Annotated in this window: 12 protein-coding genes and 1 pseudogene; 7 read left to right on the top strand and 6 right to left on the bottom strand. The window is 69.7% G+C overall.

Features of this window, described 5'->3' with window-relative positions; translation table 11 throughout:
• The 4 genes from AB0M47_RS39185 to AB0M47_RS39200 all read left to right on the top strand — a co-directional run.
• Positions 1-1221 (top strand): hypothetical protein (locus tag AB0M47_RS39185; RefSeq protein ID WP_363423254.1); only part of this gene is annotated, 1221 nt, incomplete at its 5' end.
• Positions 1222-1287: 66 nt separating this feature from the next.
• A complete protein-coding gene (locus AB0M47_RS39190) occupies positions 1288-2067 on the top strand; it encodes a CHAP domain-containing protein (RefSeq protein ID WP_363423256.1) in 780 nt (259 codons plus the stop codon).
• A 132-nt stretch (positions 2068-2199) separates the two neighbouring features.
• Entirely contained in the window at positions 2200-2406 is a 207-nt protein-coding gene (locus tag AB0M47_RS39195) for a hypothetical protein (RefSeq protein ID WP_363423258.1), read from the top strand.
• A gap of 651 nt (positions 2407-3057) precedes the next feature.
• On the top strand, positions 3058-3423 hold the full coding sequence (locus AB0M47_RS39200) for a hypothetical protein (RefSeq protein ID WP_363423260.1): 366 nt from the start codon (positions 3058-3060) through the stop codon (positions 3421-3423).
• Positions 3424-3525: 102 nt separating this feature from the next.
• Here AB0M47_RS39200 and AB0M47_RS39205 read toward each other — a convergent pair whose 3' ends face one another.
• From AB0M47_RS39205 to AB0M47_RS39225, 5 genes and pseudogenes are all read right to left on the bottom strand, one after another.
• Positions 3526-4623: a hypothetical protein gene (locus AB0M47_RS39205; RefSeq protein ID WP_363423262.1), complete on the bottom strand. Its 1098-nt coding sequence runs from the start codon at positions 4621-4623 to the stop codon at positions 3526-3528.
• 2 nt (positions 4624-4625) lie between these two features.
• Positions 4626-5312 carry a hypothetical protein gene (locus tag AB0M47_RS39210; RefSeq protein ID WP_363423264.1) on the bottom strand — a complete coding sequence of 229 codons (687 nt, stop codon included), beginning with the start codon at positions 5310-5312 and terminating at the stop codon, positions 4626-4628.
• Between the two features lie 48 nt (positions 5313-5360).
• Positions 5361-5471 (bottom strand): annotated as a pseudogene (locus AB0M47_RS39215) (hypothetical protein); the annotation flags it as partial.
• Positions 5468-5854, bottom strand: coding sequence for a hypothetical protein (locus AB0M47_RS39220; protein WP_363423265.1), 387 nt, complete (start codon positions 5852-5854; stop codon positions 5468-5470). The gene AB0M47_RS39220 and the pseudogene AB0M47_RS39215, both read right to left, overlap by 4 nt.
• 13 nt (positions 5855-5867) lie before the next feature.
• Positions 5868-6626, bottom strand: a complete 759-nt coding sequence (locus AB0M47_RS39225) for a thiopeptide-type bacteriocin biosynthesis protein (RefSeq protein ID WP_363423267.1) — start codon at positions 6624-6626, stop codon at positions 5868-5870.
• Positions 6627-6905: 279 nt separating this feature from the next.
• Between AB0M47_RS39225 and AB0M47_RS39230 the strand changes: the two genes are divergently transcribed.
• The gene (locus AB0M47_RS39230) at positions 6906-7307 is read left to right on the top strand and encodes an SgcJ/EcaC family oxidoreductase (RefSeq protein ID WP_363423269.1); all 402 of its coding nucleotides are present in this window, start codon (positions 6906-6908) and stop codon (positions 7305-7307) included.
• A gap of 11 nt (positions 7308-7318) precedes the next feature.
• Positions 7319-8266: an RNA polymerase subunit sigma-70 gene (locus tag AB0M47_RS39235; protein ID WP_363423271.1), complete on the top strand. Its 948-nt coding sequence runs from the start codon at positions 7319-7321 to the stop codon at positions 8264-8266.
• A 407-nt stretch (positions 8267-8673) separates the two neighbouring features.
• Here AB0M47_RS39235 and AB0M47_RS39240 read toward each other — a convergent pair whose 3' ends face one another.
• Entirely contained in the window at positions 8674-10332 is a 1659-nt protein-coding gene (locus tag AB0M47_RS39240) for a heparinase II/III family protein (RefSeq protein WP_363423273.1), read from the bottom strand.
• Between the two features lie 44 nt (positions 10333-10376).
• On the opposite strand from AB0M47_RS39240, the gene ligD reads away from it, so the two are divergent.
• The gene (gene ligD, locus AB0M47_RS39245; RefSeq protein WP_363423275.1) at positions 10377-11609 is read left to right on the top strand and encodes a non-homologous end-joining DNA ligase; all 1233 of its coding nucleotides are present in this window, start codon (positions 10377-10379) and stop codon (positions 11607-11609) included.
• Positions 11610-12027 lie beyond the last annotated feature (418 nt).

Consider the following 12027-nt stretch of genomic DNA (forward strand, 5'->3'; position numbering starts at 1 on the left):
CACCAGGTCGCCGGACCGGGCGGAACCAACCCCTACTGGGACCAGGTCACCGACAGCGCCGGCAACGAGGCTGGCTGGCTCGCCGACGTCTGGCTGGACACCGGAGCCGACATCAACACCCAGGTCGAACCGTGCGCCGGTACCACTGAGTACCAGCCCACGTTCCAGCTCAACTCGCCGAGCACGCAGACGCTAGGCACGCAGGTGCTGGGCGCGCTCGGCGCCGCATCCCACGCTGCGGACGGCACCGGCCGGACCGTCGACGGCACGGTCGTCGCCAGCGAGAACCTCGCCGTCAAGACTGCCCCGTCACTGTCGGCCCAGCGCGCCGGAATCGGCCTGCTGCCCTTCAACCACACCTACACGGTGGCCTGCTACCGCGACGGCGACGAGGTCAGCGGCGACTACGGCACCAACCGGCACTGGGACCTGATCGTGGACCCCGCCGACCGCGGCCGGGCCGTCGGCTACGTCGCCGACGTGTGGCTCAACACCGGCGGCGACATCACCACCCAGGTCGACGCCTGCGGCGACGTCACCATCGCCACCGGCCCGGACTCCGCCATCCCCGGCCCTCACGGCAGCAAGGACGTCCCCACCGCCCACGCCGTCAAGATCACCTCTTCGGCGTCAACGGTCACCGGCCCGGAGGTGTCGTGCTATGTGGGCCGCCACATCGAGTACAAGTGCCTGGCCCCGATCGCGAAGATCGACCTGGTGGCCAAGCATGCCGCGGCTGCGGACATCGATCCGCGCCTGGTGCTCACGATCCTGATGCGCGAGGAGAACAGCTTCGGCTACGGCCGCCCCGCCGAGGACATCAAGCTCTGGTTCGGCGCTAACTCCCGCGGCCTGGGCAACATGCACGAGAGCACGTTCAACGACACCAAGGCCAAGCACCCCGACGTGTTCGGTGACAAGCAGTGGGCCGATCTGACCGGCGACGACGAGCTGTCCATCAAGGCCACCGCCTGGTACCTGCACGACCTGCACGACCAGCTGCCCGCGACCTGGAGCGGCGACCACCCGCGCGACGAGCTGCTGGCCATTGGCTACAACGCCGGTGCCGAGAACATGCAGCTCATCGCCGACGGCACGCCGCCCGGGGAGAAGGCGCGCAACTACGTCAACGGCGACTGGGCCAACTCCTACGGCGTCAACAGCTGGTGGTCGCGCGCCGACGAGCTGATCTGCCGCTCCGGCCTCTACCTCTGCCACTGACCGCAGGCCGACCCTGCGGAGGCCTGCCTGCGGGCAGGCCTCCGCACCCGAGAAGAGGAGAACCTCATGACCACCGTCCGCCGAGCCGCTCGCGCCGCGCTGCTCACCGTGCTGGCCACCGCGGCCGCCCTCGTCGCCGCGGCCCCGGCGGCCCACGCCGCCGAGACTGTCAGCGCCCGCGCGACCGTCGCCACCGACGGCACCCCGCTCAACATCCGCACCGGCCCCGGTACCGGCACAGCCGTCGTCGGTCAGCTGCCCGACGACGCCGCGATCACCGTCTACTGCGTGGTCCAGGGCCAGGCCGTCACCGGACCGTGGGGCACCACCACCTGGTGGGACAAGATCGACCCGGCGGCTGACCGGTACGTCACCGACGCCCTGGTCTACACCGGCACCATGGAGCCCGTCGCCGCGCTGTGCGGCTCCGGCCACCAGGACAAGCCCAGCAGCCAGATCACCGACCCGGCCACCTACCCCTACGCCAACGGCAACCCCGCGCAAGCCGACGGCATGGGCTACTACCAGCGCGAATGCGTGTCCTTCGCCGCCTGGGCCGTCACCCACGACGCCATCGCCGACAACAACACCGACCCGTCGTGGCTCGGCAACGCCTGGATGTGGGGCTACGACCCCCGCGCCACCCGCCGCACCGGCACGCCGCAGCCCGGCGACATCGCCTGGTGGGACCGCAACACCATCTCCGAACTCGGCCACGTCGCCTACGTCGCCCAGGTCACCGACACCGCCGTCCTGATCTACGAGTACAACGGCTCCGGCGACCACCAACTGCGCACCAACCACTGGATCGGGCTGAACGAGCCCAGCGCCTACCTCAAGCTGTGAGCGGCGCCCAGGTGGCCAGTGAGGTGTGGCCACACAGGCCGCCGGCTTTCCAGCACAGGACGACGTGCGTCCGGCCGGTGCATCCGACCCGAAGAACAACACGACCTGCGCGCGAGAGTGGCTGGCTGCCTCATGCTGCTCTACGCCCAGCCGGTCAGCCGCCTGATCCGCCTGACCACCGACGACATCATCATCGACGACGAAGACATCGGCCTCCGACTCGGCGACCCACCCAGTCCAGTCCCCGAACCATTCGCTGAGCTGCTACTACGACTCCGCGACGAGCGGCGCGACATGAACACTGATCTTCCCTCGCTTTCTCGGAGTCGTTTTGGTTGACTGCTCCTGCCCTTGACCTCTCGAAGGGATCGACGTGCCGAAGAGTTGCGTACCCGCGCTGTGCGGTTGTACCGCGAGTCGGATCCCAAGCCGGTGGTCCGCCGGCTTCAACAGCGGTGAGACCAACATGCTGCTGTTTGCTGACGGCACGCCGCTTGGCGAGAAAGTCAGCCCCTATGTTCAGGCAATTAGCGACTACTGGAACGAGGCCATAACTATCGTTGCCGATCGATCAGGTACGTCTGCGTCCCGCTGTAGGGCAGCGAGACGCAGGCGTACCTGATCGCTGTGGTCCGGGCCGCATGGTTCGGGCCACGATCATTCATTTCGCTTGTGCTCAGCGCTGCCCTCAATCGGTGATCAACTTTTGGCCGCTGACGAGATGAGCGTTAGGTCCCCTTACTTGGGCCGAAGCCGATGTGAAGGCCGAAGGGGCGGTCCTCGCCGAGGTAGTGATGGACATTGACCCCGGCGAGGTGCACATACTCCCGTGCTCGGCCATCCACGTGGCCGCCTGCGCGAACACGTCGGCCATGCTGTCACCGTTGGACTCGATCCACGGGGCCAGCTGGTAGCCGGCGAACCTGCGTTCACTCATCGACCTATTCTCGCCTCCACGATCCTGTCGCAGGGCGGCCGTATCGTCTGCTCATGGTGGAGGGCGTCATCGTCGTGGAGAGCCTGCTGCCGGGAAGCAAGATCGATCAGATCGAACTTGTCGTCACGTCGCTGGAGCGAATCAAGGTCACGGACCCGGCACCAGGGCAGCCTCCGGTATGGACGTTGGTCACCTTCCGCAGCGGCGCCGATCCGGATCGCCTTGCCCAGAAGGTGAGCGTGGCGCTGGAATCCCCCGGCTGGTACGCCGACTTCCACGACGAGAACAGTAAGTGGATCGTGTATCCCGCCGGCGTGGTCTTCCGCTTCGCGCGAGACGACGCCGAGGCCCGGTCCTCCGCTCAAAGCCACGGACTCGGACTCGGGATACCGGTGGAACAGCTGGACTGGAAGGACTGACCCGCGCCGCCATCTCAAACTCCGCTACGGCGATTGCGACAGCACGACGGGCACCCCAGGCGCGCCCGTCGTATGCGGATCCGGCTACCGCCAGGGTGGAGCTCAGCGGGAGTTCGCAGGCAGCTGCAACACCCTGGCGATCACGGCGCTGGCGCGGTCGAGCGCCACTCCCATCTCCGCCTGCAGATCACCGGGAATGTCACGTTTACCCAGCCCGCTGGTGTTCAAGACGACGTCGAGGGTCGCCCGGTGGTGGGGTTGGGCCAGCGCCATACACATTGCGTCGGCGATGGCGACGCGGGCGGCCGCGGTGTGGTCGAGGACGGCGGCCGCTACGCGCTCGGCACCCCCGATGCTGGTGGGTGTCGCGGCGGCGACGACACAGAGGCCCAGGCGGGTTCCGAAGACCGCGGTGGCGGGAACGAAGTCCAGGTCCCGATAGGTGTTGATCATCGCGTGGACGTGGTCGGTGGCGGGCTCGGTGGTGCACAGCACCCACAGGCAGGCGGCAACCGCGGATTCCCAGGGCTCGCCGGGGCTGGTGTTGTCGAGCAGCTTGTCGACCATGGCTTTGTCGTGGCGTCGGGCGGCGGCGATGACGGCGACCTGGCGGCCGTCGGTCATCCGGTTGCCGATGCCCTTGTGGAGTTTGAGATGGCGTACGGCTTCTGGCCACCGGCCAGCGGCGACGAGGGCACGTGAGCCTTCGGCGAGGTGGACTCCCCACAGCCATTTCACGACTTCGGCGTGGTCGTCAGGTGTGCTGGTCAGCGTGCTGCCGGGGACGCATACGCCGTCGACGACGGTGTCGGTGCGGGTGGACACCGCCTTGTATAGGTCGTCGAGGAGTTCGAATGCGGGGTTGCCGTGGCCCTCGCGGATCATCAGCCGGGCGAGGTTGATCAAGGGTTCGAGGCTGTAACGGGCGTTGCTGGCCGACGGGCGGGCCGTGGCGTACGCCAGCGCGTGCCGATAGCACAGCTCGCGGGCCTGATCTTGATGTCCGACGTCGGAGACGATGAGAGCGGCCAGGTTGTGCACGGACGCGGCTTGGGCCACCGCCAGGGCGGGATCGGGGTCGCGGTCGGCGACCCCAGCGCGTTTGCTGAGGTCGCCGATGCGATCGGCCAGAGGGCCGCAGACCGGGCGGGGCCGGGCAACGAGGGGGAACCGGTGGAACACCGGCGCGGCCGTGTCCATCTCTACTGCCAGGTCACGACGATCGAGTGGTCGCTGCGGGGCAGGACGAACCGGCCGGCTGCCGGGTCGGCCGGGCCCGCGGCCGCGCAGAGAGCGAAGTCGACCTCGCGCGCGCGGAAGTTCTCGTCCCACACGCGGACCTGTTCGGCGACCAGGTGGGCCAGGGAGTTGCCGTCGGGCCCATGGCCGATCACGCCGACCTCCCAGATGCCGTCGACGACCCGCTTGGTCAAGTAGGCCAGGTCGGGGCCGGTGACGGTGGCGTACGCGCCCCAGCCGAACATCGGGGCGACGACGCCGCTCTGGTGGGCCGATGGCTGGGTGTTCATGCGCAGGATGGACCCGGACAGGGACATGGCCAGCCACAGTTCCATCCACTCGAATGTCTGGCCCGGCCCGAACCGCACGTCGGTCCACACCTCGGCGCGGGGGCTCGCCAGCACATCACTGAGCTCGTCGGTGTCGACGACCTGGTCCTTGTTGACCTGGAGCACGACGTCGCCGTCGGCGGGGAGCGGAACCTGGCGGCGGGCGTCGTCCATGGAGGCGCGCAGCGGCATGAACGTCGACAGGATGCTGCTGGTGCAGGTCCAGTTGTCGCCGTCGCGGACGAACGCGAACGACCGCGCAGCGGCTCCGCGCAGCCGCAGCCGCAGCCGCAGCGGCAGCGGCAGCGGCAGCGGCACCACGATGCGGCCGCTCGGGGTCAGCTGCTCGCCGCGCCACGCTTTCGGGACCTCGTACGCGCCGACGGTGGCGATGACCGCGTCGTACGGGGCGTTGGCCGGCCAGCCCAGCGCACCGTCAGCGAGAATGACCTCGACGTTGGTGACGCCGGCGGCCTTCAGGTGCCCGCGGCGCCGTCGACCAGGTCGGCGTCGACGTCGAGGGTGGTCACGTGCCCGGTCGGGCCGACCATCAGGCCGATGAGGGCGGCGTTGATCCCCGTGCCCGCGCCGGCTTCCACGATCAGCTCGCCCGGCTGCGGCTGCAGCTGCTCCAGTATCTCAGCCACGATCGATGGCTTGGACGCGGCGCTGATGAAGACCCCGCCGTCGTCCTGCTTGGTGTAGACCGCGTCGTCGGCGTACGCGCTTTCCAAGGTGGCGTCCGGGACGAACAGCTCGCGGGGCAGCGCCCGGAAGGCGTCCTCGATCGCGCGGGTCTTCATGACGCCGTCGGCGACGAGCTTGTCGGCGAGCCGGTTGCGCAGCGTGCTGGTGGTGAGCATGGTGCGGGTCTCCTCACTGGTGGATGGTTGAAAGGCCGGGCCGCCGAACACACTGCTCAACGCCAGCCTGGTCACCGCGGCGTGAACGGGCAAGGCGATGCCGTGCCGGTTTTGCGGTGAAGATCAAATGGTGGGCGAGGACGTCGCGCAGACCCCGGCGTAGCCAACCGTGGTCGGCCCGGTAGGCCAGCGTCTGTCCGGTCGTCTCGTACGCGGCGACCCATCGGGCGTACCCGGGGAAGGGCTGGCTGGCGCGGCATAGCGGCCGGGGGTCGGTGGCGAGCAGTAGGGCGACCTTGGCCGCTTGGGCGGCGAGCCGGTCCGGAGCGGTGGGCAAGCCTTCGGCGGCGTAGCCGCGCAGCTTGTGCACCTTGTCCCCCACGTTGGCCTGCTCGAACTGGTCGAGCCCGGCCGCGCGCAGGAGGACGCCGCACAACAGGAGGTGGGCTTCGGTACGCCCAAGCCGGCGGCACCCAGCTTGGGCGAGGTGGCGCAGCACATGAGTGGTGTCGACGCAGAACAGTTCGTGGGCGGCGGTCATCGCCACGGGGCCGCCGAACGCGGCGGTCTCCAACTCGTACACGTCAGGCGTCCAGCCGCTGATGACGCCGTCGGCGGTCAGCTGGTTGAGCATGGCGGCCACGAACCAGGACGGCTCGTCGGCCTGGACGTGGACTTTGACCGGCCGTTTGCGCATGAGGAACCAGCGCCGGACCTCCCGGCCGCCGACGGCGATGGCCGTCAGCGCCCGACGTGGACGCAGGGTGGACACGCGCAGTCCGCCGCGCTCGCGCTCCGGCAAGCGGGCGCTGGAAAGGTCTCCGTCCTGGCGATCGCGCGGTGGATCAACCGTTCCTTCGCCGGCAACTCTGATTTCGTCGACCAGCTCGGCGGAGACTTCGAGCCGCGGCGGTGTCCGTGGACCGGCGAAACTGTCCCGGAAAATAATCTGCGCCGGACCGATGAGTTCGGCTCGCCCTGCCGGTATATCCGGGCGTCCACTTCACCGGCCCGCCACGGGCCAGCCTGACGCACCGGAAGGATCACCACGATGACCACCACGACTGTCACCGCCGACGAGGCCGCCGTCCGCACTGTTCTCGGCCAGATCTACGAGGCGTGGGCGGCGTACGACGCCGACAAGTTCGCCGACCTGTACACCGAGGACGCCACCGTCGTCATGCCTGGCCTGTTCCACGACGGCCGGGAGGCGATCCGCGAGTTCATGGCGGCCGCGTTCGCCGGGCGGCTGGCCGGTACGCAGGGTGTCGACGAGCCGCAGAAGATCCGGATCACCGGCGACACCGCGCTGGTCGTCAGCCACGCGGGTACCTTGATGCCGGGTGAGACGACGGTGGCCGCCGAGCGGGAGCGCCACGCCACCTGGGTGTTCGTCCGGCAGGGCGACGACTGGAAGATCGCGGCGTACGCCAACGCCCCGGTCCACCTGTAGGGAGTGAACACGTGCCGGACTTCGAGACGCGGGCCGAACCGCATCGCCGGGAGCTGCTCGTGCACTGCTACCGGATGCTCGGCTCGATGCCGGAGGCCGAGGACGCGGTGCAGGAGACGTTCCTGCGGGCCTGGAAGGCCTGGGCTCGCTACGACGAGCGCACCGCGTCCGTGCGTACGTGGCTCTACAAGATCGCGACGAACACCTGCCTGACCTCATTGGAGGGCCGGGCCCGGCGTCCGCTGCCGGCCGGGATCGGCCCTCCGGCCGACGATCCGCGGGCGCCGCTGGTCCCCGCGCTGGACGTGCCGTGGCTGCAACCGTTCCCGGACGCGCGGCTGGACGATCCGGCCGGCCAGGTGGTGCGCCGGGGGACGCTGCGGCTGGCGCTGGTCGCCGCGTTGCAGCTGCTCCCGGCGCGCCAGCGGGCGGTACTGGTCCTGCGGGACGTCCTCGACTTCAGCGCCGACGAGACCGCCCGGCTGCTCGACACCTCATCAGCCGCGGTCAACAGCGCCTTGCAGCGCTCCCGCGCCGGGCTATCGGCCGCGGGCCCGGTCGCCGACGAGATGCCCGAACCGGAAGACGACGTACGCAAGACGGTCGACCGTTACGTCGAGGCGTTCGAGGCGGCCGACGTCGACCGGCTGGTCGAACTGCTCAGCGCGGACGTCGTCCTGGAGATGCCGCCGGTGCCGCTGTGGTACCGCGGAGCCGCCGACTACGGCCGGTTCATGGCACGCGTCTACGACATGCGGGGCCGCTCGTGGCGTACGGCGTCGGTCGGCGCGAACACGCAACCGGCGGTGGCGGCGTACTGCGCTGACGATGAGGGTGTCCTGCGGCTGCACACCTTGCAGGTGTTCACCGTCCAGAACGGCCGGATCGCGCACACCTACGTCTTCCAGCATCCGGAGGTCTTCGCGGCGTTCAACCTGCCGCCCGTCCTCGCGGCGTGACGCCCGCCGTCGCCGCCTGGCGTTAGCCGCCGCGTGACGCCGACGGCTGGCTGACGCCGACCGCTGACGGTCGCGTGATGCCGTCCCTGACGACCGCGTGACGCCGTCGCCGCGTGACGCCCGGCCACGGCCGCCGTGATCTCCGGAAGCGGGCATACCTATCCGCGGCCCGGTTAGGTACTCCGCCGTCCGGAGATCACGCGATCCGCCTCAGCGGACCGAGTTCGCACGCTCCGCGGCGACCTCCGGAAGCGGGCATACCTATCCGCGGCCCGGATGGGTACTCCGCCGTCCGGAGATCACGCAGTCCCCTCAGCGGCCGGAGATCGCGCGATCCCGCACGGGGGGACCGGGATCACGCGATCCGGCGGGCCGGACGGAGAACGCGGACGGTCGGCGTGAAGGCATCAGCGGACGGTGAACGTGAAGGTGTGCGCCGACTCCCCCACCGGCGCGGTCACCGGCACGAGCACCCGGTACGCCGCGTCCGGCCGCCCGTGGTGGTCGGTCGCCTCCAGGGGGTCCAGCGAGACGGGCCGGTCCACGTCCAGCGTCACCGTGTCGTCCCAGCGGACTGCGGCTTCGGTGACGACCGGGGCGTACCGGCTGACGAACACTTCCGTGATCGGCAGCGGTCGGTCGGCGGTCACTACGTCGGTCAGCTCCAGCCGTCCCGTACGCCACCAGCGGAACCGCCGGATCAGCCGGCGCAGCCCTTCGACCTCGTACGCCGCGGTCAGGTCGAGGTCGAAGGCGACCCCGCCGGGCAGCACCTCGTGGCGTACCACCGTCGCGAGCCTGGCCGCCCCGGGCAGCTGGAGTTCGCCGTCGACGACGGGGATCGAGTGCGCCCGCGCCGACGGGTGCAGGTGGTCGTATCGGGTGTCGCTGAAGTACGACCGGGTGTACTCGCCCGCGCCGAGGTCGGCCAGCACGGTGCGACCGCGTACGTGCAGCAGGAACGCGCCGAGGTCGATGTGGTTGTGGGGTTCGTCGTTGTGCCCGCCCTTGGCGGCGAAGACGGCGTCGGGCCCTCGGTCGACGACCCAGGCCAGGTCGGGCAGGAAGTCGGAGTCGGCCACCGTCGAGGCGGCTGAAGACGGCCGGTACCAGGCGAGGGTCCGGGCCAGATGCGCCCACCGGTAGCAGTGGTCGTCGTGGAACGACGGGATCACCGCCGGGGGCGGGGTGCCGAATCGTTCGGCGAGCCGGCTGAGCAGGCCTGCGGGCAGCCATGGGCGTTCCGACGCGTCCGAGAAGGGCGCGTACGCCCCGCCGCCGAGCGCCGCCTTGTGCGGGAACGCCGCGATCTGCGCGACCTTCGGGTCGTCCAGCAGGTCGACGCCGGTCTGCTCGTGCAGCATGACGGCGTAGTACACGAAGTAGCCGAATCCGTAGACCCAGTAGTCGACGCCTTCGGGGCAGCCGCCGTCGTCGCCGTAGCCGGCGAGGAACCGGTCCATCGCCTTGCCGCAGCGCGCCAGCATGGACGACAGCCGGTCCGACGGCGGCACGAGCAGCATCGCCGCCATGCCGGCCGCTCCGGCGCAGACGGATTCCCAGTTGTTGCCGAATCCCTCCCACGCCAGCGGCCTGGGGTCGGCCAACGGGGTCAGCACTCGACGGTCGACCTCTGCGCGTACCCGTTGGGAGACCAGTGGATCGAGCCGCGGGCCGAGACCGGTGACGATCTCGGCGAGCGCGTGGGCGGTCTCCGCGGCGAACAGGTCGAGAGTCTGGTCGGCGCCCCAGCCGTCACGATCACCGTAATGAATATGCGCGGGGAGCGCCCACGTGTGCTCGTCGCAGACCGCCCACAGCACGTCCGCGAGCCGGCTCACGTCGGCGTCGGGGTCGAGGAGGGCCTGTGCGGCCAGCGCGTTGAGCCGCGCGCGTCGCCGGAAGTAGCGCTTCTCGTAGCGCATCCGGTTCCCGGTCACGAAGAAGTCGTTGTACGCCGAGAAGCCGAGCACCGGCAGCGGCGCGTCGTCGGCAGCGACCGCCGCGATGTCGTTCGACAGGGAGGTGAGCTGCCCAGGGACCGCCGGGAAAACGCTTTCCGCCATGCGGACGGACTCTACACCTCGATCCAGATGCGTATGGTGGGCACATGGCGGCGTCGCAGACCCTGGAGGTCGCCGGGCGCGAGGTGACGATCACCCATCCCGACAAGGTGATCTTCCCCGAACCCGGCCTCACCAAGCTCGACCTGGTTCGCTACTACCTGACGGTCGCCGACGGCGCCCTGCGCGGCGTACGCGGCCGGCCGATGATCCTCAAGCGCTTCGTCAAAGGCCTGGATCAGGAGGCGTTCTTCCAGAAGCGTGCGCCGTCCACCCGGCCGGACTGGATCGAGGTCGCCGAACTCAAGTACGCCTCCGGCACCTCCGCCGAGGAAGTCGTCGTACGCGACGAGGCCGGCCTAGCGTGGGTGATCAACCTGGGCTGCGTGGACCTCAACCCGCACCCGGTACTGGCCGAGGACCTCGATCACCCCGACGAGCTGCGCATCGACCTGGACCCGGTGCCCGGTGTCGAGTGGGGCCAGATCGTCGACGTGGCCCTGGCCGCCCAGGAGGTGCTGGCCGACTACGGGCTGACGGCGTGGCCGAAGACGTCGGGCTCCCGCGGCTTCCACGTGTACGCCCGCATCCGCCCGGACTGGCCGTACCCGAAGGTTCGTCTGGCCGCCGAGACGGTGGCCCGCGAGGTCGAGAACCGGGTGCCGGACCTGGCCACCAGCAAATGGTGGAAGGAAGACCGCGAAGGCGTCTTCGTCGACTTCAACCAGAACGCCAAAGACCGGACCGTGGCTTCGGCGTACTCCGTGCGCCCGACGCCGGACGCCCGGGTGTCGACGCCGCTGGCCTGGGACGAGGTTCCCGGCTGCCGGCCCGCAGACTTCACCGTCGCCACCGTCGGCCCGCGGTTCGCCGAACGGGGCGATCCCTGGGCGGGCATCGAGGACACCGCCGGCGGCCTCGACGGGCTGCTCGACCTGGCGAAGAAGCTCGGCCCGGCGGAGAAGCCGCCCAAGGGCGCGTCGAAGGACGGCCGCCGCCAGTCCACGATGCCGCTGGTCGAGATCGCCCGCGCCAAGACCAAGGACGAGGCGCTGGCCGGATTCGACCGCTGGAAGGACCGGCACGCCGAGGTCGCCGCGCTCCTCGAACCGGCCGACGTGCTGGTCGACGGAATGCGCGGGCGCAGCTCGGTCTGGTACCGCATCCGAGTCAACCTGCAGCACGTGCCCGAGAAGCAGCGCCCCGAGCAGGAGCCGCTCGAAGTCGACTACAACCCGTGGGCCGGGATGGTCGACCCCCGCCGCCCCACCACCGACTGACACGCGCGCTGCGCTTGGTCGCGCCGCGTCCGGCACCCTCCTCGCGGAGATCCCTCAGTGATCTGGGTCGATTCCTGCGCCATGTTTCGACCTGGATTACCCACCGGGTGCGCATGGTCGGGCGGGCGCGGCATGGAGTCCCTCCCCTTCTTTGCCTTGCTGCTCACCTTGCCTCTACGCCAATGACTTTGGTGAGGGCAGGGAACGCTTGCCATTTTGTCGAGATGCCTCGATGCCTCGGAAATCATCTAACAGCCTGTTGTATAACCCGGTTGGGTGGTACAACAGCGCCCTTCTCGGGCGTCCTTGCCGCCGGCCGCACCCTGCGGGGTTGGTCGGCGTTGGGGTTCCTGCGTCAACGGGGCGGGTTTCACCGGCGGGCTGATGTCCGCCGGTCAGAGCCGTCCCTCGGCAAGGC

This window comes from Hamadaea sp. NPDC051192, assembly GCF_040682475.1.
GTDB classification, from domain to species: Bacteria; Actinomycetota; Actinomycetes; order Mycobacteriales; family Micromonosporaceae; genus Hamadaea; species Hamadaea flava.

Coding starts and splice junctions, on each gene's coding strand:
- AB0M47_RS39190 (WP_363423256.1), top strand. CDS start 1,288: ATGACCACCGTCCGCCGAGCCGCTCGCGCCGCGCTGCTCACCGTGCTG.
- AB0M47_RS39195 (WP_363423258.1), top strand. CDS start 2,200: ATGCTGCTCTACGCCCAGCCGGTCAGCCGCCTGATCCGCCTGACCACC.
- AB0M47_RS39200 (WP_363423260.1), top strand. CDS start 3,058: ATGGTGGAGGGCGTCATCGTCGTGGAGAGCCTGCTGCCGGGAAGCAAG.
- AB0M47_RS39205 (WP_363423262.1), bottom strand. CDS start 4,623: ATGGACACGGCCGCGCCGGTGTTCCACCGGTTCCCCCTCGTTGCCCGG.
- AB0M47_RS39220 (WP_363423265.1), bottom strand. CDS start 5,854: ATGCTCACCACCAGCACGCTGCGCAACCGGCTCGCCGACAAGCTCGTC.
- AB0M47_RS39230 (WP_363423269.1), top strand. CDS start 6,906: ATGACCACCACGACTGTCACCGCCGACGAGGCCGCCGTCCGCACTGTT.
- AB0M47_RS39240 (WP_363423273.1), bottom strand. CDS start 10,332: ATGGCGGAAAGCGTTTTCCCGGCGGTCCCTGGGCAGCTCACCTCCCTG.
- ligD (WP_363423275.1), top strand. CDS start 10,377: ATGGCGGCGTCGCAGACCCTGGAGGTCGCCGGGCGCGAGGTGACGATC.